Annotated in this window: 23 protein-coding genes; 12 read left to right on the top strand and 11 right to left on the bottom strand. The window is 72.6% G+C overall.

Features of this window, described 5'->3' with window-relative positions; translation table 11 throughout:
- Positions 1-75: 75 nt before the first annotated feature.
- Complete coding sequence (locus FH610_RS38585; RefSeq protein ID WP_139580184.1) at positions 76-567, top strand: Lrp/AsnC family transcriptional regulator; 492 nt, start codon at positions 76-78, stop codon at positions 565-567.
- 64 nt (positions 568-631) lie between these two features.
- On the opposite strand, the gene FH610_RS38580 is transcribed toward FH610_RS38585, so the two are convergent.
- From FH610_RS38580 to FH610_RS38565, 4 genes are all read right to left on the bottom strand, one after another.
- Positions 632-2,257 (bottom strand): ABC-F family ATP-binding cassette domain-containing protein, encoded by a 1,626-nt coding sequence (locus FH610_RS38580; RefSeq protein WP_139580183.1) that lies wholly within the window; start codon positions 2,255-2,257, stop codon positions 632-634.
- Positions 2,250-3,875 (bottom strand): ABC-F family ATP-binding cassette domain-containing protein, encoded by a 1,626-nt coding sequence (locus FH610_RS38575; RefSeq protein ID WP_139580182.1) that lies wholly within the window; start codon positions 3,873-3,875, stop codon positions 2,250-2,252. Before FH610_RS38575 ends, FH610_RS38580 begins: the two co-directional genes overlap by 8 nt.
- Before the next feature lie 245 nt (positions 3,876-4,120).
- The gene (locus tag FH610_RS38570; RefSeq protein WP_139580181.1) at positions 4,121-4,774 is read right to left on the bottom strand and encodes a cyclase family protein; all 654 of its coding nucleotides are present in this window, start codon (positions 4,772-4,774) and stop codon (positions 4,121-4,123) included.
- Positions 4,775-4,847: 73 nt separating this feature from the next.
- Entirely contained in the window at positions 4,848-5,708 is an 861-nt protein-coding gene (locus FH610_RS38565; protein WP_139580180.1) for a nitrilase-related carbon-nitrogen hydrolase, read from the bottom strand.
- A gap of 94 nt (positions 5,709-5,802) precedes the next feature.
- On the opposite strand from FH610_RS38565, the gene FH610_RS38560 reads away from it, so the two are divergent.
- Positions 5,803-7,260 (top strand): PucR family transcriptional regulator, encoded by a 1,458-nt coding sequence (locus tag FH610_RS38560; protein WP_240809446.1) that lies wholly within the window; start codon positions 5,803-5,805, stop codon positions 7,258-7,260.
- A gap of 13 nt (positions 7,261-7,273) precedes the next feature.
- On the opposite strand, the gene FH610_RS38555 is transcribed toward FH610_RS38560, so the two are convergent.
- Positions 7,274-8,011 (bottom strand): GntR family transcriptional regulator, encoded by a 738-nt coding sequence (locus tag FH610_RS38555; protein WP_139580178.1) that lies wholly within the window; start codon positions 8,009-8,011, stop codon positions 7,274-7,276.
- A gap of 253 nt (positions 8,012-8,264) precedes the next feature.
- Between FH610_RS38555 and FH610_RS38550 the strand changes: the two genes are divergently transcribed.
- The 7 genes from FH610_RS38550 to FH610_RS38520 all read left to right on the top strand — a co-directional run bounded on the left by FH610_RS38550 (position 8,265) and on the right by FH610_RS38520 (position 17,089).
- Positions 8,265-9,386 carry an ABC transporter substrate-binding protein gene (locus FH610_RS38550; protein ID WP_240809445.1) on the top strand — a complete coding sequence of 374 codons (1,122 nt, stop codon included), beginning with the start codon at positions 8,265-8,267 and terminating at the stop codon, positions 9,384-9,386.
- Between the two features lie 48 nt (positions 9,387-9,434).
- Positions 9,435-10,946, top strand: a complete 1,512-nt coding sequence (locus FH610_RS38545) for a sugar ABC transporter ATP-binding protein (RefSeq protein WP_139580176.1) — start codon at positions 9,435-9,437, stop codon at positions 10,944-10,946.
- Entirely contained in the window at positions 10,946-11,905 is a 960-nt protein-coding gene (locus tag FH610_RS38540) for an ABC transporter permease (RefSeq protein WP_139580175.1), read from the top strand. Before FH610_RS38545 ends, FH610_RS38540 begins: the two co-directional genes overlap by 1 nt.
- Positions 11,902-12,921, top strand: a complete 1,020-nt coding sequence (locus FH610_RS38535) for an ABC transporter permease (protein ID WP_139580174.1) — start codon at positions 11,902-11,904, stop codon at positions 12,919-12,921. Before FH610_RS38540 ends, FH610_RS38535 begins: the two co-directional genes overlap by 4 nt.
- Positions 12,914-13,801 carry a 3-hydroxy-5-phosphonooxypentane-2,4-dione thiolase gene (lsrF, locus tag FH610_RS38530; protein ID WP_139580173.1) on the top strand — a complete coding sequence of 296 codons (888 nt, stop codon included), beginning with the start codon at positions 12,914-12,916 and terminating at the stop codon, positions 13,799-13,801. Before FH610_RS38535 ends, lsrF begins: the two co-directional genes overlap by 8 nt.
- A 64-nt stretch (positions 13,802-13,865) precedes the next feature.
- Positions 13,866-15,542 carry a glycerol-3-phosphate dehydrogenase/oxidase gene (locus FH610_RS38525; protein ID WP_139580172.1) on the top strand — a complete coding sequence of 559 codons (1,677 nt, stop codon included), beginning with the start codon at positions 13,866-13,868 and terminating at the stop codon, positions 15,540-15,542.
- Positions 15,539-17,089: an FGGY-family carbohydrate kinase gene (locus FH610_RS38520; protein WP_139580171.1), complete on the top strand. Its 1,551-nt coding sequence runs from the start codon at positions 15,539-15,541 to the stop codon at positions 17,087-17,089. Before FH610_RS38525 ends, FH610_RS38520 begins: the two co-directional genes overlap by 4 nt.
- Positions 17,090-17,252: 163 nt before the next feature.
- Here the strand turns inward: FH610_RS38520 and FH610_RS38515 are convergent, their stop codons facing one another.
- Together FH610_RS38515 and FH610_RS38510 are read right to left on the bottom strand one after the other, a co-directional pair.
- On the bottom strand, positions 17,253-18,665 hold the full coding sequence (locus tag FH610_RS38515) for a M1 family metallopeptidase (RefSeq protein ID WP_167538822.1): 1,413 nt from the start codon (positions 18,663-18,665) through the stop codon (positions 17,253-17,255).
- A gap of 60 nt (positions 18,666-18,725) precedes the next feature.
- A complete protein-coding gene (locus tag FH610_RS38510; protein WP_161628190.1) occupies positions 18,726-19,472 on the bottom strand; it encodes a DivIVA domain-containing protein in 747 nt (248 codons plus the stop codon).
- Between the two features lie 125 nt (positions 19,473-19,597).
- Here FH610_RS38510 and FH610_RS38505 point away from each other — a divergent pair, with 125 nt between their 5' ends.
- Both FH610_RS38505 and FH610_RS38500 read left to right on the top strand, forming a co-directional pair.
- Complete coding sequence (locus FH610_RS38505) at positions 19,598-20,356, top strand: ABC transporter ATP-binding protein (protein ID WP_139580169.1); 759 nt, start codon at positions 19,598-19,600, stop codon at positions 20,354-20,356.
- Entirely contained in the window at positions 20,353-21,024 is a 672-nt protein-coding gene (locus FH610_RS38500) for a hypothetical protein (protein WP_139580168.1), read from the top strand. Before FH610_RS38505 ends, FH610_RS38500 begins: the two co-directional genes overlap by 4 nt.
- Positions 21,025-21,043: 19 nt before the next feature.
- Here the strand turns inward: FH610_RS38500 and rlmN are convergent, their stop codons facing one another.
- Entirely contained in the window at positions 21,044-22,156 is a 1,113-nt protein-coding gene (gene rlmN / locus FH610_RS38495; RefSeq protein WP_139580167.1) for a dual-specificity RNA methyltransferase RlmN, read from the bottom strand.
- A gap of 104 nt (positions 22,157-22,260) precedes the next feature.
- Between rlmN and FH610_RS38490 the strand changes: the two genes are divergently transcribed.
- Positions 22,261-23,295 (top strand): suppressor of fused domain protein, encoded by a 1,035-nt coding sequence (locus FH610_RS38490; RefSeq protein ID WP_139580166.1) that lies wholly within the window; start codon positions 22,261-22,263, stop codon positions 23,293-23,295.
- A 36-nt stretch (positions 23,296-23,331) separates the two neighbouring features.
- Here FH610_RS38490 and FH610_RS38485 read toward each other — a convergent pair whose 3' ends face one another.
- The 3 genes from FH610_RS38485 to pyrH all read right to left on the bottom strand — a co-directional run bounded on the left by FH610_RS38485 (position 23,332) and on the right by pyrH (position 25,890).
- The gene (locus FH610_RS38485; RefSeq protein WP_240809444.1) at positions 23,332-24,447 is read right to left on the bottom strand and encodes a phosphatidate cytidylyltransferase; all 1,116 of its coding nucleotides are present in this window, start codon (positions 24,445-24,447) and stop codon (positions 23,332-23,334) included.
- Positions 24,448-24,552: 105 nt separating this feature from the next.
- A complete protein-coding gene (gene frr, locus FH610_RS38480; protein ID WP_139580165.1) occupies positions 24,553-25,110 on the bottom strand; it encodes a ribosome recycling factor in 558 nt (185 codons plus the stop codon).
- 9 nt (positions 25,111-25,119) lie between these two features.
- Complete coding sequence (pyrH, locus tag FH610_RS38475; RefSeq protein WP_030511713.1) at positions 25,120-25,890, bottom strand: UMP kinase; 771 nt, start codon at positions 25,888-25,890, stop codon at positions 25,120-25,122.
- Between the last annotated feature and the right edge of the window lie 46 nt (positions 25,891-25,936).

The raw sequence follows: 25,936 nt of genomic DNA, 5'->3' as shown, positions 1-25,936 counted from the left end.
ACATGTCAAACACGATGCTGTAACACCAGGTCGCTACGGCGATCGAAGCCCGCCAAGAGAGGACACCCCCCGAGGATGACGACTCCGCCTAAGGCTCGCGCGGCTGCCGCGAAGGGTGGGCCGGTGGTGCTCGACGAGATCTCCAAGCAGATCATCGAGCAGCTTCAGATGGACGGGCGAAAGCCGTACGCCGCCATCGGCAAGGCGGTGGGGCTGTCGGAGGCCGCGGTGCGTCAGCGCGTACAGCGCCTTCTCGACCTCGGCGTCATGCAGATCGTCGCCGTCACCGACCCGCTCACCCTGGGCTTCCCCCGCCAGGCCATGATCGGCATCAAGTGCGAGGGCGACCTGGAGCGGGTCGCCGACGAACTGTCGCAGATCCCCGAGATCGACTACGTGGTGCTCACGGCCGGCTCGGTCGACATCATGGTCGAGGTGGTCTGCGAGGGCGACACCCACCTGCTCGAGATCCTGGGGAAGATCCGGGCGATCTCCAGCGTGCGCGCGACCGAGACGTTCGTCTACCTCAAGCTGCACAAGCAGACCTATTCCTGGGGCACCCACTGACCTCCTGAGGCACCCGCTGACGGAGGCTCCGGCGCCGGCCTTCCGCGGCCGGAGCGTGTGCCGCCTAAGGAAGCCGGACGCGGCGGCCCCGCCACCGGGTGCGCAACCACCGGTCATGGCCGGCGAGCACGATCGCGCCGGGCCCTTCGGCGCCGATGGCCTCCTCCAGCTCGCCGGACAGGCGGGGCGCGAGGTGGTTCGTGGGCTCGTCCAGCACAAGCAGTTCGGGCGGGTCCGCCACCAGCAGCGCCAGCGCGAGCCTCCGGCGCTGTCCGACGGACAGCTCGCCCACCCGCACGTCCAGGTCCCGCGGCCCCATCAACCCGAGGGAGCGCAGCGGCACCGACTCGGCGCGCTCCGCGCCGAGGACCAGTTCGTACGTCTCCCGCGCCGTGCGGTCCGGCCGCTCGAACACGGTGTCCTGGGCCAGCAGGGCGACGGTGAGGCCGCGCCTGCGCCGCACCTCGCCCTCCGCGCCCAGTCGTCCGGCCAGCACGGCCAGGAGCGTCGACTTGCCCGCTCCATTCGGCCCGGTGACCAGCAACCGCTCACCCGGGAGCACGTCGAGCCGGTCGATCGCGAGCCGCCCCGGCACCCGCACCTCCCGCAGCGAAAGCAAAGGCACGCCGGAAGCGGCGTCCTCCGGAGTGCCGGAGGCGACGTCGGCGACCAGGGCGGAAGCACGAAAGCGCAACGGGGCCGGTGGAGCCGCCACCTGGTCGCCCTCCAGTTCGGCCAGCCGCCGCGCGGCGTTGCGCACCCGTCGCGAGATCTGGCTCTGCACGCGCCCCCCGGTGTGGCCGTACCCCATCTTCTCGTTGTCGCGCCTCAATCCGTCCTGCGCCACCCGCCGCGCCGTCACCGCGACGGCCCGGCGCAGGTCGCCGAGCTCCGCCTGCTCCTCCGCGTAACGCCGTTCCCAGCGCTCCCGCTCCGCGCGCTTCTCCGTCAGGTAGGCGCCGTAGCCGCCCCCGTATCGGACGGGCCCGCCGACGGCGGGGTCGAGATCGACCAGGTCCGTGCAGACCGCGTCGAGGAACGCCCGGTCGTGGCTCGCCACCACCACGACCCCCGTCATGCCGCGGAGCTGTTCCTCCACGAACACCGCGGCGTCGTCGTCCAGATGATTGGTGGGCTCGTCGAGCAGCAGCGCCGCGGGCCGTCTGACGAGCAGCGCCGCCAGGGCCAGCCGCCCGCGCTGCCCGCCCGACAGCGTCGCGAGCGTACGGAAGTGGGGCACACCGCCGAGGCCGAGCCGGTCGAGGACGATCCCGGCACGCCGGTCGGCGTCCCAGGACTCGCGCTCCTGCGCCCGCTCCAGCCGCGCCCCGTACGCGCTGAGCAGGCAGGCGTCGTCCGGGGCTGCGGCCAGCGCGCGGGTGAGCCGGTCGAGCTCGGCCAGGTCCGCGCGTGCCTCGCGCAGGGCGTCGCCGAGCACGTCGGCGATCGTGACCTGGCCGTCGAACGGCATCTCCTGATGCAGGAAACCGAGGTCGGCCGGGCGGACGACGGTGCCTGCGTCGGGCTGGTCCGCCCCCGCCAGCAGCCGCAGCAGGGTGGACTTGCCCGCGCCGTTCTCGCCGATCAGTCCGATCCGGCGGCCGGGGGCGGCGGTGAGGGTGACGCCGTCGAGCACCCGCCGACCGCCCAGCGTGCGAACGAGGTCGCGGGCGAGCAGCGCGTCACTCACCGGCGGGTCCCCCGGTCTCCAGCAGACGGCCCCCGGACAGCTCCAGCCACCGGTCCACCCCGACCTCCGAGAGGAACCGCTCGTCGTGGCTGACCACCACGAACGCCCCCTCGTACGCGCCGAGCGCGCTCTCCAACTGCCCCACGCTGACCAGGTCGAGGTTGTTGGTGGGCTCGTCGAGCAGCAGGAGCTGGGGCGCCGGTTCGGCGCACAACACGCAGGCCAGCGTGGCGCGCAGCCGTTCGCCCCCCGACAGCACGCCCACCGGCAGGTGCGCACGCGCGCCCCGGAACAGGAAGCGGGCGAGCAGGTTCATCCGCTCCGCCTCCGGCATGCCGGGGGCGAACGCGGCCAGGTTCTCCGCCACGGTGCGATCCACATCGAGCAGGTCGAGCCGCTGCGACAGGTAGGCGACCCGGCCGTCGGCTCGCCTGGTCGTGCCGGCGTCCGGCTCCAGTTCGCCGCCGATCAGGCGCAGCAGGGTGGACTTTCCCGCGCCGTTGGGGCCGGTCAGCGCGATGCGCTCGGGGCCGCGGATCGCCAGATCGACGCCCGGCTCGGCGAACAGGCCACGGGCCTGCAGGCCCTCGCCGAGGAAGACCGTTCGCCCGGCGGGCACGTTGGTCCCCGGCAGCTCCAGCGCGATCTTCTGGTCGTCGCGCAGCGCCCGACCGGCCTCGTCGAGCCTGGCCTTGGCGTCGCTGACGCGGGCGGCGTGCATCTGGCCCGCCCGCCCCGCCGACTCCTGGGCGCCCCGCTTCATGTTCCCGGCGAAGATCCGCGCCAGCCCGGCGTTCTTGAGATTGCGGGCGGCGTTGCCCGCGCGGCGCTCGGCCCGCTCGCGAGCCTGCTGCATCTCCCGCTTCTCGCGCTTGAGCTCCTGCTCGGCGCTGCGCACGGTCCGCTCGGCGGCCTCCTGCTCACCGCGTACGGCCGCCTCGTACGCGGTGAAACCGCCGCCGTAGAAGCGGACCTCCCCCCGGTCGAGTTCGGCGATGCGGTCCATGCGGTCGAGCAGGGCCCGATCGTGGCTGACCACCAGCAGGCAGCCGTTCCAGTCCCCGAGCACGTCGTAGAGCCTGCGGCGCGCGCCGAGGTCGAGGTTGTTCGTCGGCTCGTCCAGCAGCAGGACGTCGGGCCGCTTGAGGAGCTGGGCGGCCAGGCCGAGCGAGACGACCTGGCCGCCGCTCAGCGTGCGCAGTGTGCGGCCGAACGCAAGGTCGCCGAGCCCGAGCCGGTCGAGCTGGGCACGGGTGCGTTCCTCGATGTCCCAGTCGTTGCCGATCGTGGCGAAGTGCTCCTCGGCGGCGTCACCCGCCTCGATGGCGTCGAGCGCGGCGATCACCGGGGCGATCCCGAGAACCTCGGCCACGGTCAGGTCGCCGGCGAGAGGCAGGCTCTGCGGCAGGTAACCGAGCACGCCGCTGACGGACACGCTCCCGCCGCGGGGCCGGTACTCGCCGGCGATCAGCTTGAGCAGCGTGCTCTTGCCCGCACCGTTCGGAGCGACAAGGCCCGTGCGGCCACCGCCCACGGTGAAGGACAGGTCACTGAAGACGGGCGTGTCGTCAGGCCAGGAGAAGGACAGGCTGGAACAGATGATGAACGCATCGGACATGCGAGAGACCTCGTACGTGATCCGGGCGTGCCGGAGCCGCCCGGCAAGGGGACAGGGATGGGGGAACGACGACGAGGGCCACATCGGCGGCGGTCATACGCGCCTGCCGGGGCCGGTCAACCTCCGGTATCACCCGGAGATGTCGTCCTCACCTACCACGTCTGGTCTCCTAGCCTGGAATCACGAGCGCCCGATACCATAGCAGCTCGACGCCGCCGTCCGTCAACTCAAGGCGTTCGCGAAGGTCAGCCGATCCGGGCGACGGCGCGTACGGGAGACCCGTCGGCGGCGTGGAGACGCAGCGGCAGCAGGGAGACCTCGATCGGACGGCCGGCGTCCTGGGCCTCCAGGAGCGGACCGAGATCGCGCAGGTTCTCCGCGATGACGGCGTGCGCCCCGCACAACACGCGATGCGCCGGCAGATCGGCGGGAGCCGGGGTCGGGTCGACGCTGAGCGCGTCGACGCCCACGGTCCGCACGCCCGAGGCGACGATCCGGCGGGCGGTCTCCGCCTCCAGGTAGGGGTGGGCCAGGTAGCCGGGCGTGTCCCAGTGCTCGTCCCAGCCCGTCGCGACCAGCAGGACGGTCCCCGGGCCCAGCCGCGCGGCCACCGTGCCGAGCATCGCGGGGGTGATCGGCGCGTGCGGGGGCAGGCCCCGGACGTCGAGGACCGCCGCCGGGCCGAGGAACCGCTCCAGCGGCAGGGCGTCGAGCGAGGGCAGCGCGTCGTCGATGTGATACGGCGCGTCCACGTGCGTGCCGGACTGCGACCCGAGGTGCAGGCCGAGGACGTTCACGCCCTCGGCCGCCACCGTGAGGGCGGGAGCGATCTCCACCTCCGGGTCCCCGGGGTAGACGGGCATGCCGCTCACGACGGGCACCGACAGGTCGACGATCATGTGCTTCTCCCGGCCTTTCCGAGCGCGAGCAGGCCGATCAGATCGTAGGCCACACGGGGGACACGGGTCGGCGTCAGCACGTTCGCGAGATCCCGTACAGATCCGTCCGCCGGTCGCGGTGGACGTCGTTGCGCGGGCCGGTGGCCTTGTCCCTGGCCGCGGCCAGGTCGCAGTCGGCCACCAGCACGGCGGGCCCGTCCCTGAGCACGGGCCCCGCCAGCGGGTAACCGTCCGGCCCGATGACCGAGGTGCCGCACACCCAGCCCACTCCGCGCTCGGCGGCGCAGCGGTCGGCCACCGCGACGAACATGCGGTTGGCGGCGGCGGCCACCTGGGCGTGGGCGACCAGCACCGAGCGCTCCCCGGCCGGGACGGGCGAGACCGGCCAGTTGGTGGAGACGGCGAGCAGGTCGGCCCCGGCCAGGCCCACCGCCCGCACCCACTCGGGGAACTCCAGGTCGTAGCAGACCATCATGGCGATCCGGCCGAGCGCGGTGTCCACCACGGGAGCGGCGGCGTCGCCGGGCGCGAACACGTCCTGCTCGTCGTGCCACAGGTGGGCCTTGCGGTAGACGGCCCTGGTCCCGGTGGGGTCGACCATGACCTGGCTGTTGCGCACGACGCCCTCCGCCAGCTCGCAGAACCCGCCCACGACGACCAGGTCGTGGTCCTCGGCCAGCCGCCCCCATTCCGTGACGGTGGGGCCGTCGGCGGGCTCGGCCAGACCCCTGGCCTCCTCGGCGCCGGTGAAGACATATCCGCTGTTGACCAGCTCGGGCAGCACGACCAGGCGGGCCCCGGCCGCGGCGGCCTCGGCGACGGCCTCCGCGGCGGCGGCGCGGTTCGCCTCCGGGTCGCCGACGCGCAGCGGAAGCTGCGCCACGGCGACCCGGGTCAGGGCCCCGCCATCGCGCGGCCGGGCGCTCGGACTCATACGTTCCTCCAGGTGAGGGGGGAGATCGCTCGAGTGTGCCCGACTCCCCTGCATCAGGACAATCAGTGCCATCTCGGGAAATAGGCTGGCCGTCGTGGACGCGCACAACACCGTGGAGGACCTGCTGCGCTCCCCCGCGCTGCAGCTGAGGGTGCTGGCGGGCGAGCGCGGCCTCGGCAGATCGGTCTCCTGGGCCCACGTCAGCGAGCTGGAGGACCCCACACCCTGGCTTCTCGGGGCCGAGGTCATCATGACGACCGGTATCGGCGTGCCGAAGAGCGCGGGCGCCCAGCGCGCGTACCTGGAGCGGCTCGACGACGCGGGGGTGGCCGCGCTCGCGCTCAGCGCGGGGCTGCATGTCCCCCCGTTGCGCCGGGCCTTCCTCGACGCGGCCGAGGAGCGAGGGTTCCCCGTGCTGGAGGTGCCGCTTGCCGTGCCGTTCATCGCGATCGCGCAGGAGGTCGCGGCGGCCGTGCAGGAGGACGCCAGGCAGCGGCTGGGGGCGCAGCTCCAGGTGTTCGGCGCGCTGCGCTGGCTCGCGTCCGAGGGCCTGGACACGGCCGGGCTGTTCCGGCGGCTCGAACGCCTGTCGGGCTACGAGATCTACCTGAGCACGCCGCAGGGCCGCCCACTGCTGCCCGGCGTGCCGGCGCCCCCGCCGTCCGTGCGGCTGCCCGCCTCGGCGGACGCCCCGCCGACGATCCCCGGCGGGTTCGCGCTCCCGGTGCCCGCGCCGGGCGGACCGGCCGGGTTCCTGGTCGCCTTCGAACGGGAGGGGGCCCGCCCGGCGGGGCTCGCCGTGGTCCAGCACATCGCAACCGTCGCCGCCCTGCGGGTGGCCATGGTGCGCAGCGAACGCGAGACGCTGCGCCGGCAGGGGGCGGAGACGCTGGCCGAGCTGTTGCAGGACGTGCTCGACCCGGAGACCGCCCGGCGCAGGCTCGCCCTGATGGGCCTGCCGCCCGACCGCGACATCGCGCTGCTCGTGGTGCGCGACGCCCCCGACGACGCCGTCCTGCAGGCCCTCGGCGAGCACCCGCACCTCATGCTCCGCCGCCACCGGGACCTCTACGTGCTGACGGCGGCGGCCGTCGCCACCGCGGAGCTGGAGGCGGTGCCCGGCATCGCGGCCGGCGTCAGCCGCCCCCTGCCGCCCGGGTCGTCGCTGCGCGTCGCCCAGCGCGAGGCGCTGTGGGCGGCCTCCCGCGCCGCCGAGGCGGGCAGGCCGCTGGTCGCCTACGGCGAGGACACCACGGGCCGGTGGCTGCCTGACGACGTGGGCGTGCTGGCCGCCCTGGTCGAGCACGTGCTCGGCGACGTCCTGCGGTACGACGCCGAGCACGGATCGGACCTGATCGCGTCGGTGCGGACGTGGATGGAGCGCGACCGCCGCGTCGACGACGCCGCGCGGGCCCTGCACGTGCACCCCAATACGCTGTCGTACCGGCTACGCCGCTTCGGCGCGCTGACCGGGCGCGACCTGTCGGCGACCGGCGACTTCGCCGAGGTGTGGCTCGCCATCCGCGCCGCGGGACAGCTCGGCCGGGTCTGAACGCCCGGCGGGGTCAGCGGATGCCGACGTAGAAGCGCGTCTGGTCGCTGCGGTGGAGGGCGTAGTACGCCTCGAACCTGGTGTTGTCCTCCAGCCACGCGACCGACTCGATGCCGAGCAGCGGCGTCGAGGTGGACACCTCAAGCAGGGCCGCGTCCTCCCGGTTGGGGAAGACCGCCTCGATCCAGCGGTCTGCCGCGGCGGGCTCGATGCCGTATCGGCGGCGCAGCACGTCGTACAGCGACTGGTTCTCCAGGATGGCGCGTTCTAGACCGGGGACGAGCCGGGCGGGCAGGGCGGTGTCGACGAGCAACCACGGCTGGCCGTCGACCCGGCGGAGCCTGCGCAGCCGGACGACCTGCTCCCCCAGCGGTATGCGCAGGAGCGCGGCCTCCCGCTCGTCGGCCTTGCCGAGCGCCTGGTGGACGGTCTGCGTGGTCACCCGGCGCCCCGACTCCCGCAGGTCGTCGGCGGACCCGGACATCGACCCGACGAACCTCAGCTCGGTCTTGCGGGGCGCGACGAAGGCTCCCTTGCCCTTTACCTTGTAGATCAGGCGTTGCTGGACCAGCTCGCGCAGCGCCTCCCTGACGACCGTGCGGGAGACCGCGAACAGGTCACTCAGCTCGGCCTCGGACGGCAGCGGCTGGTCGGGCCCGCGCACGCCGCTCTCGATCTCCGCGCGCAACGCCCGCATGAGCTGCATCCACAGCGGTTCCGCCCCGTCGCGGTTGAGGGGGGGATAGGTCATCGTCACGGGAACCTCCTCGGCGGCACCGCAGCAGAATGCCCCACTCGGACCTGTAACTACAAGTGGGCTCGGCTGTTACCAAGATTATCCGGCACCGGCGGTTCGAGGTGACCAAAAACAGACTCTTGACAGGCCCGTAACGCCCACTTAGTTTGCTTGTCACTACAGGCCTGTAATGACAGGCCGATCGGGCGAAGCCTTCACGCCGACTCTCCCCCCTCGCGAACCCGCTCTGTCTGGAGACACCATGCACATGCGTCCCACACGCCGGCCCTGGCGCGCCGCCTCCGCCGCGGCGGCGATCTCCGCTCTCGCCGTACTGGCCGCGGGCTGCGGCTCCGGCGGCTCCGGTAGCGCCACCGCGGACGCCGCCAGCGGGACCGCGGGCGGCGGCGGTGACAAGCCCTTCATCGCGCTGAGCAACGGCTTCATCGGCAACGGCTGGCGGCAGACGATGATCGCCAAGTTCGAGGCCGCCGCCGAGCAGGCCAAGACCGACGGGCTGATCGGCAAGTACAAGGTCGTGAACGCGCCGGGCGAGAACTCGGCGACCGAGCAGGTCGCCCAGATCAAGAGCCTGCTGCTGCAGAAGCCCGACGCGCTGCTCATCGACCCCGCCTCGCCCACCGCGCTGCAGCCGGTGATCCAGCAGGCCTGTACGGCCGGTGTGAAGGTCGTGGTCTTCGACTCCGCCATCGACGCGCCCTGCGCGCACGTGCTGCAGAACAGCTTCGTCGACTGGGCGACCTACGCGGCCAAGCCGCTGCTGGAGGGCATCGGCGGCAAGGGCTCGGTCATCGTGAGCCGCGGCGTGGTCGGCTCCCAGCCCGAGGCCGAGATGCTCGACACCACCAAGAAGATCCTCGCGGACTACCCCGGGGTGAAGACCGTGGCGACGGTCACCGGCATGTGCGACGGCGCCACCGCGCAGAAGGCCGTGCTCGGCGTGCTGTCCAGCGTGCCGAAGGTGGACGGCGTCATCGGCTGCGGCGACGGCTACGGCGTGGCCCAGGCGTTCGCCACGGCGGGCAAGCCCGTGCCCGCGGTCGACTTCGAGACCAACGGCCGCGCGCTGAGCTACTGGCGGGACAACAAGATCGACAACGGGTCGGTCGCCGTCATGTCCGACCCCGGCCAGTCGGTCGCCGCGCTCTGGGAGGCCCTGGACCTGCTCGGCGGCAAGGACGTGCCCAAGCAGATGACCTTCCCGATCGTCCTGATCGAGCAGAAGGACCGCGACGCCTGGGCCTCGGTGCTCAAGCCCGACGAGTACGCCGCCTGGCCGTGGACCCAGGAGCTGTTCCGCCAGCAGGTGGAGGCCGTGAAGACCGGCGGCAAGCCGGTCCAGCCGCCGATCCCGTCGGCCGCGGGCTGATCCGGCTTCACATCGACCACGGCACGGAGGAGACGGAGGAGACCGGGCATGCACGTCGACAATCTCCCGGCCGGCGGCACGGCGCCGCCGGAGACGGACACCGGACCGGCCGCCCGGCCGCCCGTCGTCACCGCCAGGGGCGTGACCAAGGCGTACGGGCGCACCCGGGCCCTGACGGGCGTGGACCTGGAGGTCCGCGCGGGCGAGGTGCTCGGGCTGGTCGGTCACAACGGCGCGGGCAAGAGCACGCTCATGCGCGTGCTCGCCGGGATGGAGGCCTGCGACACGGGCACGGTCCTCGTGCACGGGAGGAAGGCGTCCGCCGACGACTTCCGGTCGGTGCGGATGGCCTACCAGGAGACGTCGCTGTGCCCCGACCTCACCGTGGCGGAGAACATGTGGGTGTCCTCCCGGCACTGCCTGCCCCGCCTGCGGTGGCGGCGGGCGGCGAGCGACGCGGTGCGCCGCCGCCTCGACGAGATGTTCCCCGGCCACGGCGTCTCCCCGCGTGACCGGGTGGAGGACCTGTCGCTGGCCCGGCGCCAGATGGTGGAGATCGCCCGGGCCTGCCTGGTGGACCGGCTCGACCTGCTGATCCTCGACGAGCCCACCGAGTCGCTCGGCCCGGACGCCGCCCGGTCGCTGTACGCCTACGTGCGCGGGCTGACCGAGACCGGCACCGCCGTGCTGCTCATCTCGCACCGCATCCGCGAGGTGCTCTCGGTGGCCGACCGGGTGGCCGTGCTGCGCGACGGCGCGGTCACCGCGGAACGGCCTGCCGCCGGGCTCGGCGAGCCGGACGTCCTCGAGCTGATGGGAGCCCACGTCGCCGTTCCTGACGGGACCGGCACACGGACGGCCGCCGGCGGGGCCGCCGCGCGGGAGACGGCGGCCGAGCTGCGCGGCGCCACCGCGCCCGGCCTGCGCGAGGTCACCCTGCGGGTCGGCAAGGGCGAGGTCGTGGGCCTCGCCGGGCTGGCCGGCCAGGGCCAGCAGGAGGTGCTCGAACGCCTGTGGCGTCCGGTCCGGCGCGACACCGCGGTGAACGTGACGCGGGCGTACGTGCCGGGCGACCGGCAGCGGTCGGGCGTCCTGCCCCTATGGAGCGTGGGCGACAACCTGATCGTGACCGCGCTGCGCGGCATCGCCCGCAAGGGGCTGCGCCGTCCGGCCGAGGAGCGCGCGGTGGTCGGCGACTGGGTGAAGCGCCTCGCCATCAGGGGCGGCGCGGAGGCCGGGATCACCGAGCTGAGCGGCGGAAACCAGCAGAAGGTCATCGTCGCCCGCGCGTTCGCCTCCCCCGCCGGGCTCGTGCTGCTCGACGACCCGTTCCGCGGCGTGGACGTGCACACCAAGACCGATCTGTACCGCCTCATCAGGGAGGAGGCGGCGAAGGGCCGGAGCATCGTCTGGTACTCCAGCGAGAACGCCGAGATGGCCCACTGCGACCGGGTCTACGTCTTCCGGGCCGGCCGGATCGTGGCCGAACTGACCGGCGAGGAGATCTCCGAGGAACGCATCATCGCCGTCTCCTTCAACGAGGACGGAGGGAACGACTGATGGCCCAGCTTCTCGCCCCGGCGCTGCCCGACCGCGCGCGGATGCGCCGCTCGGCCCCGGCCGCGGTCAGCGCCGTCGCCCTGATCGCGATGCTCTGCGTCTGCTCGTCGCTCCAGCCGGGCGTGCTGACCGTGGAGGGCCTCACGCTGGTCCTGTCCGCGACCGTGCCGCTGGTGATCGCCGCGCAGGCGCAGATGACGCTCATGGCCGTCGGCGACATCGACCTCGGGATCGGCAACTTCGTCGGCCTGGTCACGGTGGTCTCCGCCACCCTGCTGGTGTCGTCCCCCCTCGTCGGCGTGCTCGTCCTGCTCGGGCTGGTCGCGGCTTACGCCGTGCTCGGCCTGCTCATCCACCTGCGCGAGGTGCCCGCGCTGATCGCGACCCTCGGCGCCTCGTTCGTCTGGCTCGGGCTCGGCCTGTTCCTGCTGCCGACGCCGGGCGGCACGACCCCCGGGTGGCTGGCGTCGTTCGGCGCGTGGCAGCCCGCGGGCTTCCCGGCGCCGCTGCTGCCGATCCTGGTCGTCGCGCTGGTGGTCTACCTGCTCAGCGCGCGCAGCGCCGCAGGCGTGCGGATGCGCGGTCTGGGCAGCAACCCGGTCGCGCTGCGGCGGGCCGGCCTGCGGCCGCTCACCTCACGCGTCATCGCCTACGCGACGGCGGGCGCGCTCGGCGTGCTGTCCGGTCTCGTCCTGGCCTCCCAGACCGGCGGCGGAGACGTGTCGTCGGCCTCCAGCTACACGCTCATGACCGTGGCCGCGGTGATCCTCGGCGGCGGCTCCTTCTCCGGCGGCAACGCCGTGCCGTGGGGCGCCGCGATCGGCGGGGTGACGCTGGGGCTGGTCAGCGTGGTTCTCAGCCTGCTCGACGTGCGGTCCGACATGCAGTCGGCCGTGCAAGGCGTGATCGTCCTGGCCGTGCTCGCCGGCCGCGTCGTCGTGGGGAAGGTGCTGCGATGAACATCCGCGTGACTCGCCAATGGAACGGCCCCTGGATTTGGGGCTTCGCCGCCGCCGCGCTCGTGTGGCTGGTGATCCTGGCCATCTCGGGCCAGGGCGGCGGGCAGACCGTCTCCCTCGCCCTGTCGCTCGCGCCGTACCTCGTCATCGTCGGGCTCGGGCAGATGCTGGTCATCAGCGCGGGCCCCGGCAACATCGACGTGTCGGTGGGGTCGGTCATCTCGCTCGCCGGGTTCGTCTCGGTGGCGGCGGCCTCCGCGACAGGCTCCGCGGCCGTGGGGATCCTCGCGGGGATCGGCGTCGGCGTCCTCGTCGCGGCGGTCAGCGCCGTGGCCATCCTCGGCCTGTCCGTCCCCCCGATCATCGCCACGCTGGCCGCGGGGCTCGTCGCCTCGTCGATCACGCTGTCGATGGCCAACGGCTTCACCGCGGTGCCCGACCCCGGCCTGCGCTCGGCGCTCAACCTGCGCCCGGCCGGCGTCCCGCTCCTCGCGCTGGCGATCGCGGTGCTGACCGTGCTCGTCGTCGCGCTGCTGCGCCGTACGGTCTACGGCCGGTCGCTGATCGCGGTGGGCCAGAGCCGCCGGGCCGCCGAGCGGGCCGGCATCCCGGTCGCCCGGATCATCGGGTCGACCTACCTGCTGAGCGGGGCGCTGGCCGGGCTGACCGGCGCGCTGCTCGCCGCCTACATCGCGCCCTCGGCCGATCTCGGCACCCGCTACCTGCTCGACTCCGTGGCCGTCGTGGTCATCGGCGGCACCCTCATCTCCGGCGGCCGGGCCGTCCCGGTGGGCGTGTGGGGCGCGGCTCTCTTCTTCATCCTGCTCGACGGACTGGTCAACCTCGTCGGCTGGAGCACCGCGGCGCAGAACCTGCTCAAGGGCGGCCTGGTGCTCTTCGTCCTCTTCCTCGCCGGCGGGGGCGACCGTACCAGCGGCATGGCCTCTTTGTTCAGACGGCGATCGCGCACCGCGACCGCCACCACCACTAGCACAGGAGACGACACTGATGGCTGACACCGACGGCCTGCTCGACGCCCGCGACTTCGGGACGTCCGCCGGGCCCGCGGCGAGCGGCTTCCACGTCAAGGGCGCGCACGGGCAGGACTGGGGCCTGCGCAACCGCCTGTCGCGCATCTTCCGGCCGGACACCGGGCGCACGGTCATGCTGGCGTTCGACCACGGCTACTTCGTCGGCCCGATGGCCGGCCTGGAGCGCCTCGACACCCGGATCGCCCCGCTCGTCCCGGACGCCGACGCGATCATGATGACCCGCGGCGCGCTGCGCACCAGCATCCCCGCGACCGCCGGCGCCGGCATCGTGCTGCGCGCCAGCGGCGGCCCGAGCATCCTGCGCGAGTTGTCCGACGAGCACATCGCGCTCGACATGGAGGACGCGCTGCGCCTCAACGCCGCGGCCGTGGCCATCCAGGTGTTCGTCGGCGGCGAGCACGAGTCGCGGTCGGTCGCCAACCTGGCCGCCCTCGTGGACGCCGGCCAGCGGCACGGCGTCGCCGTGCTCGGCGTCACCGCCGTCGGCAAGGACATGGTCCGCGACGCCCGCTACTTCCGCCTCGCCACCCGGATCAGCGCCGAGATGGGCGCCCACATCGTCAAGACGTACTACGTCGATGAGGGCTTCGAGACCGTCACCGCGAGCTGCCCGGTGCCGATCATCGTCGCGGGCGGCAAGAAGCTGCCCGAGATCGACGCCCTGACGATGGCCTACCGGTCGATCCAGGAGGGCGCCGCCGGCGTCGACATGGGCCGCAACATCTTCCAGAGCGACAGCCCCGCCGGCATGCTCGCCGCGGTCCGCGCGGTCGTGCACGACGGGCTCAAGCCCGAGGAGGCGTACGAGATCTACAAGGAGAAGGCGGGCGGCTCCGCAGCCTAGGCCGATCCTTCTCCGGCGCGGGTCCGCCTGCGGACCCGCGCCCGTCACCCTCCGGGAGCCACCCATGTCGCAACACGTCCCCTTCGGTGAGAACGACGTCGTCGATCTCGCCGTCATCGGAGCCGGTATCAACGGGCTCGCCGTCGCCCGGGACGCCGCCGCCCGCGGCCTGCGCGTCGTCGTCGTCGACCGCGCCGACGTGGGCTCGGGCACGTCGAGCACCTCCAGCCGGCTGATCCACGGCGGCCTCAAGTATCTCGAGCGCTACGACTTCACGCTCGTGCACGAATCCATCCGGGAGCGGCACCTGCTGTTCCGCACCGCTCCCCACCTCATCCGCGACTACCCGATGCTGATCCCCTTCTATGAGGGGAACACCCGGCCGGGAGCGCTGATCCGGCTCGGCCTGCTGGCGTTCGACACGATGGCTCTGGGCAGGGGACGCGGACTCAGCCGGGGCGTGCCGGTCCGCTCGGTGGCCCGCCGGTGGCCCACGCTGTCGCGCGAGGGCCTGCGCGGGGCGGCGCTGTTCCACGACGCGCAGGTGCCGTGGGCCGAGCGGCTCTGCGTCGAACTGTTCCTCGACGCCCGTCACCTGGGCGCGCGGGTCCTCACCTACACCTCCGTCACCGGCCTGATCGTCGAGGGCGACCGGGTGGCCGGCCTGCGCACCGAGGACGTGCGGACCGGGGCACGTGGCGAGATCCGGGCGGCCGTCACCGTCAACGCCGCGGGGCCGTGGATCGACCGGATCCTCGACGGCCAGGTCGAGAGCCGGCGGCTCAACGGCGGCACCAAGGGCAGCCACATCGTCCTCGACCCGTTCCCCGGAGCCCCCGACACCTGCATCTTCTTCGAGGCGGCGGCCGACGGCCGGCCCATCTTCGTCTTCCCCTGGCAGGGCCGCTACGTGCTCGGCAGCACCGACCTCACCTACGAGGGCGACCTGGACGAGGTCGTCGCCAGCGACGCCGAGATCGACTACCTGCTCGCCGAGACCAACCGGATCTTCCCCCAAGCGGACCTCACGCCCGCCGACGTGCTGTGGAGCGTCGCCGGGATCCGGCCCCTGCCGTACACGACCGGGGTGTCGGACAACGCCAAGATCAGCCGTGGCCACACCGTGCTCAACCACGCGCCCGCCTGCCGGGGCCTGCTGACGGTCATCGGCGGCAAGCTCACGACCCACCGGGCGCTCGCGGAGGACGTGACCGACGAGGCGCTGCGCGTGCTCGGCAAGCGGCCCCGCCCGTGCGTCACCCGGACCCGGCCGTTCCCCGGCGCGGACACCTCGGACTGGCCGGAGTTCGTGCGCGACTTCCTGCGTGAGTCGCCGCTGGACGCCGCGTCCTCCCGCCGGCTGCTGCAGCTGTACGGCGTGCGCGCCCGCCGGGTGCTCGACCTCGCCGCGGAGGACCCCTCGCTCGCCGAGGTGGTCGACAAGGAGACCGGAGCCCTGGCCGCCGAGGTCGTCATGGCCGTACGCGAGGAGGGGGCGGTCACGCTGGCCGACGTCATGCTGCGGCGTATCCTTGTCGGGCTCAACGGCGACATGGGCCTTTCCAGCGCCGCGACCTGCGCGGACGTCGCCGTACGACACCTCGGCTGGGACGAGGCGCGGGCCCGCGCCGAGGTCGCCGCCTACGAGAGCGAACTGCGGCGCCACCGTCCCCGGGCGCTGGCCGTGGCGGCGGGCGGGGGCGCGGGCGGACGCAGGGGCAGCGACGGGAGGACAGCATGACGAACCTGGCCACGTGTTACATCGGGGTCGACGTCGGCCTGACCGCGTCGAAGGCCGCGGCGTTCGACGCCGAGGGGCGCGAGGTGGGGGTGGTGCACGCCCGCACCCCGCGGACCAGCGTGACCGCCCACCGGCACGACGTCGACATGACCGGGCTTGCCGACACCGTCGTGTCGCTGCTCGGCGACCTCGCGGGCAAGCTCGCCGCCGACGGGTACGCGCCGGCCGGCATCGGCGTGGCCGCCCACGGCAACGGGCTCTACCCCGTCGACGCGTCGCTGCGGCCGGTCGGGCCCGCCATCGCGTCGTCGGACAGCCGGGCCCAGCACATCGTGGACGCGATCGAGCCGGAGGCCGCCCGCCGCCTGGCCGCCGAGACCGGCTCCATCCCCTGGGCGGCCCAGCCGTCCGTGCTCCTGCGCTGGATGCACGACGCCGAGCCCGAGGCGTACGCCGCGACCCGGTGGGCGCTGTCGTGCAAGGACTGGGTGACCTCGCAGCTCACCGGTGTGCCCAGCGCCGACTACAGCGACGCGAGCGCGTTTGGCATGGTGGCGCTGGACACCCGCGAGTACAGCCCCACGGCGCTCGAACTGGTGGGGCTTCCGGCCGGCGACCTCGACCGCTTCCCGCCGCTGCGGGAGTCCGGGCAGGTCGTGGCCGGGCTCAGCGCGCGAGTCGCGGAGCTGACCGGGCTGCCGGAGGGGCTGCCCGTGATCGCGGGCTGCATGGACTGCGTAGCCGCCACCCTGGGCGCGGGCGGCCGGGCGCCGGGCGACGTGACGATCATCGTGGGCACCTGGGCCATCAACGGGGTCGTCGTCCCCGCCGCCACCCCCGCCCCCGAGGTCACGCTCAGCGCGCTGATGCCCGACGCGGGGACGATGCTCGCCATGGAGGTCGCCCCCACGTCGGCCGCCAATCTCGACTGGCTGAGCACCGCGTCGGTGCCGCACCGGGCGAGCGCCGGCGTCCCCGCCGCGGACCTGCTGGCCGAGGCCGCGACGGTGGCGCCGGGCGCGGACGGGCTGCTGTTCCTGCCGTTCGTCAACGGCGCCCCCGAGCATCCGGCGGCCTCGGGGACCTTCCTCGGCATCTCCGCCGTACACCGTCGCGGGCATCTCACCCGTGCGGTCATCGAGGGGGTCGCCCAGTATCACCGGGTGCAGCTCGACCGGGTCCTGGCCAGCGGGGCCGACGTGGGCGACCGTCCCTGGCGGCTGGCCGGAGGCGGCGCGCGGTCGGAGGTCTGGGCGCAGATCTTCGCCGACGTGCTCGGCCGTCCCGTCCGCCGGCAGCTCACCAGCGAACTCGGCGCACGCGGGGTCGCCTCGCTGCTGCCCGCCGCGCTCGGGCACAGCGACGTGCCGTGGTCGGTCAGCGACACCGACGACCTGTGCGTCCGCCCCGGCCCCGCCCGCGAGGCGTACGTCCGGCAGGCGGAGGTGTTCGACCGGTGCCTGGCCGGGATGTCCGCCGCGTGGTCGGAGGTCGAGCGGTATCGGACGGCGGGGTTCGAACCGGCTCCCACGTCGGACGGCCGCTGACAGGTCGCGGCGATGCAGCGCGGCGATGCAGCGCGGCGGCACCGGTGCGGCGGTGCCGCCGCGGGGGCGCCGGGCGCGCGGGAAGGAGTTCCCGGCAGCGCTGTCCCGGCGCCGTGCCGAGGAGCGGGCGGCCGTGTCATCGGCCGCCCGCGACTCGCGCCGGTCACAGCTTCGGCTTGGCCGCCTTGTACAGCCACGCGTCGAATAGGTCGCCCAGGTTCTGACCGGACAGCCGTTCCGCCAGGGCGATGAGGTCCTGGGTGGTGACGGTGGAGTGCCGGTTCTCCTTCGTCCACGTGCGCAGCAGCGTGAAGAACGTCTCGTCGCCGATCTTCCTGCGCAGCGCGTGCACGGTCATGGCGCCGCGGACGTAGATCGCGTTCCAGTCGAACATGCCGTTGCGGCCCGGGTCGCCGGTCTTGAGCTTCCAGAAGGCGCTGCCGGCCTTGTGCTTGTAATGCTCGGCGAAGGTGTTCTCCGCGGAGGGACCGCCGTGCTGCTCCTGATACAGCCACTCGGCGTACGACGCGAAGCCCTCGTTCAGCCAGATGTCCTTCCAGCTGCGCAGGCCGACGCTGTCGCCGAACCACTGGTGGGCCAGTTCGTGCACGATCGTCGGCTCGTCCGCCATGCCCGCGTCGTACACCGGTCTGCCCTGCGTCTCCAGCGCGTAGTAGACGCCGAGCCGGTCCGCGACGCCGCCCGTGGAGGAGAACGGGTAGTCGCCGAGGATCTTCGACTCCCAGGTGATCGCCTTGGCGGTGATGCCGTGCAGGTGCTTGAACTCCTTGGCCAGGGAGGGATCGTACGCCGTGATGTTGGGCATGCCGTCGACGACGCCCTGGGTGACCTTGAATTTCCCGATCGCGACCATGGCGAGGTAGGACGCCATGGGCCGGCGCATCTCCCACGTGGAGGTCCTGTAGCCGCCCCGCGGGCCGGCGACGCCGGAGTTCTTCGGCTCGCCGTTGGCCAGGACCGTCAGCCCCTCGGGCGCGCTGATCTCGAAGGTGTAGGTGGCCTTGTCCCGCGGGTTGTCGTTGACCGGGAACCAGCTACGGGCGCCGTCCGGCTCGGCCAGCACGACGGCGCCGTCCTTGGTGTCGATCCAGCCGGTGACGCCGAGCGCCCTGTCCTTGATCGCCTTTGGCCGCCCGGCGTAGGACACCTCGACGGTGAACGTCTTCCCGGACGGCAGCCCGTGCCGGGGCGTGACGACGAGCTCCTGCCCCTTCCTGGCGTACGAGGCCCGCTCGCCGTTCACCTCCACCTTGCCGATCTTCGGCCCGGAGAAGTCGAGGTCGAACCGGGACAGGTTCTCGGTCGCCGTCGCCGTGATCGTCGTCGTGGCGCCGAGGTGACGGGTCTTCGGCGTGAACCGCAGCCGGATCGTGTAGTGGCCGACGTCGTATCCGCCGTTGCCCGCCTGGGGGAAGTACGGGTCGCCGAGACCGGCCGAGCCGGGGACGTAGGCGCCGGAGCCGGTGCTCGCGTGGGCCGGCACGGCCGGCAGGGGGACGATCAAGGTGAGACCGGTGGCGACGAACGCCGCCAGGGGGGATGATCTGCGCAGCATGATCTCTATCGTGGTGCATTGCTCCGCAAAAAGTGCGAATTACGAGCTTTGTGGATCGCGTCAGGGGCAGCGCTCCAGCACGCTCGCCATCTCGGCCAGGAAGCCGTCCACCTCGTGGATCGCATAGCCGGGCCGGAACACGACGGTGGCGAACGTGGCCTTCCTGACCTGCTCGGCCGTCAACGGCTCGGCCGCCGTCCCGCGCAGCGTCGCCACCATCCGGTCGAGGAACGCGTCGACCTCCTCCTCGCGGTAGCCCATTCCGAGCCGCCCCGGACGGAAGGCCACACGCTCCACCCGGGCCGCCTGCGTCTCCAGCCAGGACTCCCCGGGGCCGGCGGCCTTCGCGGGGGCCGTGTCCGATCGCGCCCGCTCCTCGGCACGCGTACGGGGGGACGAAGCCGCCACGGCCAGGTCGGCGGGCTTCGGAGCGGCGGGCTCGGGCTCTTCGACGGCGCGCGCCCTGACGGCGGGCCCTTCGACGGCGGCGTACTCGGCTGCGGGCCTTTCGGCGGCGGACGGCCGCGACACGGCCGGTGTGCGCGGGGCTGCCGGGGCGGTCGCGATGTCCTGGCCCGCCCTCGCCTCGACCGCCACGATGAACGCGTCGAGCGCGAAGTCCACCGCCGTCTCGTTGTAACCCCCGAGCTTGACGGCGAACTTCGCGTTCCTGATCTCGTCGGCGGTCACCGGCGGCCCGTCGAGCGGGCCGAGCCCGAGCGTCCGCTCGATCCTGCGCACGAAGTCGTCGACCTGTGCGGGGTCATAGCCCAGGCGCACGGCCATGACGCGGGGAAAGCGGTTCACACCACACCTCCCTGCCCGTTGCTGACGCCCGTCCATTTTGACGGGAGTCCCAACAGAAAGGCGAGACCCAAAGATCGACCGATGTTCGTACACCGGGAGGAACATCCCGATAGGCTCAAAAAACTATGCGGATCGCCAGCCTCTCCTTCCGGTATGGACGGCGCGACCCCTGGATCCTGTCCGACGCCGGCCTGGTCCTCGACGCGGGGGACGTGGTCGAGGTCACCGGGCCCAACGGCACCGGCAAGTCGACTCTCCTGCGACTGGTCGCCGGACTGCTCAGGCCCGTACGCGGCAGCGTCGAGGACCGCCCCAGGGTCGTCGGGTACGCCCCCGAGCGGTTCCCCGCGGACCAGCCGTTCACCGTGTCGTCCTACCTGCGGCACATGGCGGCGGTCCGGAGGGTGAGCACGGACGCGATCGGCAGGTGGAGCGAGCGGCTCGGCATGGACCACCTGCTCGGGCAGCGCCTGCCCGATCTGTCCAAGGGCAGCGCGCACAAGGTGGGGCTCGCGCAGGCGCTGCTCGCCGAGCCGGGGCTGCTCGTGCTCGACGAGCCGTTCGCCGGTCTCGACGCCGCCACCCGCGCCGAACTCCCCCGGATCATCGAGGACGTCAGCGCGCGTGGAGGAATCGTGGTGGTGAGCGACCACCAGGGTGATCTGCGCGCCTTTCCCGGTCTACGCCGCTGCGAGGTCCGCGACCGGGTCGTACGGGAACTCGAACCGGTCGCGGAGGCCGGCGAGACGGCCCTGACCGTGCTGGAGGTGGCGGTGGACCCGTCGAGGGCCTCGGACCTGGCCGACCGCCTGCGCGCCGAGGGCTGCACGGTGCATATCACGGGGCGCATCACGGCCCGCGTCACCCGGGAGGCCGCCGGATGACACCCATCATGGCGCTGGCGAGGTTCCGCCTGGCCGGTTACGTCGCCTCACACCGGGCTCTCCAACCGCTGATCGCGCTGCTGGCGCTGCTCGCGGTCCTCTACGCCGGCTCCATCCCCGCCGGTCAGGAGATCGGGGCCACCGCGGACTCGGCGGCCATGCTTGTGCCGGTGCTCGCCTGGGCCGCGCGTGGCCTGCTCGACACGGAACCCGACGAGCAGCGCAGCGTCGCCCTGTCCGCGCTGGGGCCGAAGGAGCTGGTGAGCGCTCTCCTGGCGGCGTTCGCGTCGCTGCTCGTCCTGGCCTCGCTCGCCGAGGCCGTGCTGCTCCTCCGCCTCGACGCCTCCCCCACCCTCACCGTGCTCCTGACCGGGGTGTGGCTGCATCTGCTGTCCGCGACGGCGGGACTCGCGCTCGGGGCGCTGACGAGCCGCCCGATCCTGCCCTCTCCCGCCGTCTCCACGATCGCCCTGATCCTCGGCTACCTGTCGATGCTGGTGCTCAGCATGGCCGGTGCCCGCTGGCTCACCGTGCCGGTCATGGCCTGGATGCGGGACGCCCATCACGGTGTGCTGCTGTCCGGGCTGCCCCTGATCACGGTGCAGTCGCTGCTGTGGCCCGCGATCGGCCTGGCGGCCTACACCTGGCTGCGCCGCACGCGACCCTAGACCACCACTGGGGCGGTGGCTATTGGGGCGCCGCGGCGAGCTGCCCGCACGCCCCGTCGATCTCCCGCCCCCGGGTGTCCCGTACGGTGACGGCGACGCCGTGGGACTCCAGGCGGCGTACGAACGCCCGCTCGTCCTCGGGACGTGAAGCGGTCCACTTCGAGCCGGGCGTGGGGTTGAGCGGGATCAGGTTGACGTGCACGAGCTTGCCCTTGAGCAGGCGGCCGAGCAGGTCGGCCCGCCACTCCTGGTCGTTGATGTCCTTGATCAGGGCGTACTCGATGGACACGCGCCGCTTGGTCTTGGCCGCGTACTTCCAGGCCGCGTCGAGCACCTCGGCGACCTTCCACCGGGTGTTGATCGGCACGAGCGTGTCCCTGAGCTCGTCGTCCGGCGCGTGCAGGGAGACGGCGAGCGTCACCGGCAGGCCCTCGTCGGCGAGCTTGCCGATCGCCGGCACCAGGCCGACCGTCGACACCGTGACGCCGCGCGCCGAGATGCCCAGGCCCTCCGGCGCGGGGTCGACCAGGCGGCGGACGGCGCCGATGACGGCCTTGTAGTTGGCCATCGGCTCGCCCATGCCCATGAAGACCACGTTGGTCACCCGTCCGGGCCCGCCCGGGACCTCGCCGCCGGCCAGCGCCCGCGCGCCCGCGACGACCTGCTCGACGATCTCGGCGGTGGACATGTTGCGGGTGAGCCCGGCCTGGCCCGTCGCGCAGAACGGGCAGTTCATGCCGCACCCGGCCTGGGAGGAGACGCACATCGTGACGCGGTCGGAGTAACGCATGAGGACCGACTCGACCAGCGAGCCGTCGAACAGCTTCCACAGCGTCTTGCGCGTCATGCCGCCGTCACAGGTGATCTCGCGTACGGAGGTCAGCAGCGGGGGCATGAGCTGCTCGACCAGCCGCTCGCGCAGCGCGCCCGGCAGGTCGGTCATCTGCTCGGGAGAGCCGGTCAGCCGGGTGAAGTAGTGGCGGGAGAGCTGGTCGGCGCGGAACGGCTTCTCTCCCAGCTCCGCCACCGCCGCCCTGCGTTCTGCCATGGTCAGGTCGGCGAGGTGGCGCTGCGGCTTGGCCCTGCGGGGCGCCACGAAGGTCAGCTGCCCGGTCTTCGGCTGCTCGCTCACGCAAAACCCTTTCCATCATCCGCGGCCGTGGTCTTAACGACTGGCGCAACCGGCTTTACATTCTGTCTGGCGGTCGAATCCCGGAGGCGTACGAGAGGTGAGGTGTGGACACCACTGTCGTGCTCACCAGCACCAACCCCTACGGGAGCCGCACACTGACGATCGAAGCCGACCGGACCTCCTCCGTAGCTTACCTTCGTGGCGCGAAGGGGATCGTCCACGGAGCGGTCTGGCTGGCCAACCACGTCCCCGCGCCCGCCGAGGCCGATCTCGGCCGGGCCGACGCCGGGCTGCCGCCGGTGATGCCCGAGGCGCACACCGCGCATCCCTCCGGCCGGCCGCCCCTGGACGCGGAGTCCCTGTCGGTGCTGTGGTTCGAGGAGGGCGACGGCGTCGCCCTGTACGAGAACGACACGCTCCTGGCGGTCATTCCGGCGTGGGCCGACATGGAGCGCGGCATGCCCGGGTACGCGCGGGACGCCGTCGGGGAGTCGCCTTTCGCCTGGCCGCTCGGCGAGGCGTTGGAGGGCCTGTCCCCCCGGATGGCGAGGGCCCGCGCGTACTGGCAGTGGCGGCAGGCGGAGGGCAGCTGGGCCACCTACCAGCAGTTCGTGCTCGGCCACCTGGACAGCAGGCTCGGGACGCCCGGCCGTTACTGGGACGTCGGCGGCGACCGGTTCCCCCTGGTGGGCGTCAGCGAGCGCCCGCCCACGTTCACGCGGGACTACACGGTGCTGTCCACGGTCGGCATGAGCTGCCAGCGGATGCCCGCCGCGGAGATGTACGACACGGCGTGCCGGGTGGAACTGGCGCTGGCGACCAGGCAGGATCCGAGGGTCGCCGCACGGCTGTTCGCCTGGCTCGGGCAGTATCCGTGGCGCTCGGTGACATGGCTGGGGCACGGGCACACGGCCCGCTGGTTCCAGAACCCGGTCACGTTCCCGTTGGACGGCGGGCACCAGGGGGTGCTCATGCTGATGGACCCGCCCGGGCTGCCGGACATGTCGGGATTCATGTTTGGCGGTGACGCCGTACGGTGGCTGTGGCTGCTTCCGCTCACCGAGTCCGAACTCCGCCTCGTGGCCGATCGCGGCCATCGCGCGATCAGCGAACGGTTGGCGATGACCAGCCGGATCTGACGCGTGGGGCGCCGGGCCGGGACCCGGACCGGCGGGTCAGGCGACCGGGACCAGGAGCGTGAGCAGCAGCCACACGGGGACGAGCGTGAACAGCAGCGAGTCGAGGCGGTCCATCGCCCCGCCGTGCCCAGGCAGCAACGTGCCCATGTCCTTGATGCCGATGTCACGCTTGATCACCGACTCGACGAGGTCGCCGAGCGTCGCGCACACGACTCCCGCCAGGCCGACGACGGCGCCTTCCCAGTACTCGCCCTGGAGCAGGAAGTGGACCAGTAACGCGCCGCCCACGACGCAGGCGAGGGTGGACCCGGCGAAGCCCTCCCAGGTCTTCTTCGGGCTGATGTGCGGCGACATCCGGTGCTTGCCGAAGAAGATCCCGGCGAAATATCCCCCGATGTCGCTGCACACGGTGACCACGACGAAGACGATCACGCGGTCCGGCCCGTCCTCGGGAGCCAGCAGCAACGGCACGAACCCCGCGAGCAGCGCCGGATAGACGGCGACGAACACCGCGGCGGTCGCGTCCCTGACGAAGCCTTCGGCGCCCTGGAACATGCGCCAGGCCAGCAGCACCATCACGGTCACGCCGAACGCGCCGACCAGGAACGACGTGCCGCCCCAGTAGGGCCCGAGCACCATGGCCGCCATGCCGGCCAGCAGGGGCGGCAGCGGCACCCGGATGCCGAACCCGCCGAACGCCTTGACGATCTCGTGTATGCCGACGCCGACGGCCAGCAGGACCACGACGAGGAAGACGACCTTGACGGTGTAGAGCGAGCCGATGACCGCCGCGCCGAGCGCGACGCCGACCCCCACCGCTGCCGGGAGGTTGCGGCCCGTGCGGCCCGAGGGCTTCTCGGCGGCATCGCCGGACGTGCCGCCCGGGGCGCCCGTGCCCGCCGGGTCCGCGAGACCGTTCGGCGTGACAGCCCGGCCGGCCTCGGGAGTGGAATCGGCGGCGGAATCGGTGCCGGGTCCGGTGACGCCGCTCTGTCCGGCGTCACGGCCCGTGCCGGCGCCGCCGAGGGCGTTCGGCGCGGACGCCTGACCGGCGCCGGTGCGACTCCCCGTCTCGGGGCCGTGTCCGGCGCCGGAGGGGCCCGCCGGGCCCCCCACCGGGTTCCGGTCGCCGGCGGCAGCAGTTCCGTCCACAGCGTCCCAACTCTCTATATACGCGTGATCCTTGCGCCGCTCCGCTCGCGCGGTGCGGCACAAGGATCACGGTCGTGCCGTACGGCCCGCTTTCCGGCCGCGACGTCAGACCTCGAGCAGCTCGGCTTCCTTGTGCTTCAGCAGCTCGTCGATCTTCGCGACGTGCTTCTGGGTGAGGTCGTCGAGCTCCTTGACCGCGCGATGGACCTCGTCCTCGCCGGCCTCGCCGTCCTTGACGAGCTTGTCGAGGGTCTCCTTGGCGTGCCGGCGGATGTTCCGTACGGACACCCGGCCGTGCTCCGCCTTGTTGCGGGCGACCTTGATGTACTCCTTGCGGCGCTCCTCCGACAGCTCGGGGAACACCACGCGGATCACGGTGCCGTCGTTGCTCGGGTTGACGCCGAGGTCGCTGTCGCGGATGGCCCTCTCGACCGCGGTCAGCGAGCCCTTGTCGTAGGGCTGCACGAGCACCATGCGCGCCTCGGGGACGTGGAACGACGCGAGCTGCTGGATCGGCGTCGGCGACCCGTAGTAGTCAACATTGATCTTGTTGAACATCGAGGGCGTCACACGGCCGGTGCGGATGCTCGCGAAGTCGTCCTTGGCGACCGTCACCGCCTTGTCCATCTTCTCCTCGGCCTCGAGGAGGGTTTCGTCGATCACTGCGGCTCCCTACTTCCCTGCCGGACTCACCAGCGTGCCGATCTTCTCACCACGGACCGCCCGGAGGATGTTGCCCTCGCCCATGAGATCGAAGACCACGATGGGCAGGCCGTTGTCCATGCACAGGCTGATCGCGGTGGCGTCCATGACCCCGAGGCCCCGCGTCAGCACCTCACCGTAATCAAGCTGGTCGAATCGGACCGCGTCGGGGTTCTTGCGCGGGTCCGAGTCGTACACGCCGTCGACCTGGGTGCCCTTGAGCAACGCCTCGGCGCCGATCTCCAGCGCGCGCTGTGCGGCGCAGGTGTCGGTCGAGAAGAACGGCGAGCCGAGCCCCGCGCCGAAGATGACCACGCGGCCCTTCTCCAGGTGGCGGATCGCGCGGCGCGGCAGGAAGGGCTCGGCCACCTGCTGCATCGTGATCGCGGTCTGCACACGGGTGTCGATGCCGCGCTTCTCCAGGAAGTCCTGCAGGGCGAGACAGTTGATGACAGTCCCGAGCATGCCCATGTAGTCGGCCCGGGCGCGGTCCATCCCGCCCTGCGACAGGGCGGCGCCGCGGAACATGTTGCCGCCGCCGACGACGACCGCCACCTGCACGCCCTCACGGACCGCTTCGGCGACCGAGTCCGCAAGCTGGGCGACGACGCGCGGGTCGATCCCGAGGGACTCCCCGCCCGCGAACGCCTCACCCGACAGCTTCAGCATCACCCGCTTCCAGCGCAGCGGCCCGTCGTACGACGAAGCCGCCGGCGTGGCGGGTCTGGTGTTCTCCTGCACGGCGGCGGCCTCCTCGGATGTAGCGCGGGTCGAAAAGCTCCTGGCA

This window comes from Microbispora catharanthi (assembly GCF_006334915.2).
Lineage (GTDB): Bacteria > Actinomycetota > Actinomycetes > Streptosporangiales > Streptosporangiaceae > Microbispora > Microbispora catharanthi.
This window is presented reverse-complemented; position numbering and strand designations above follow the sequence as displayed.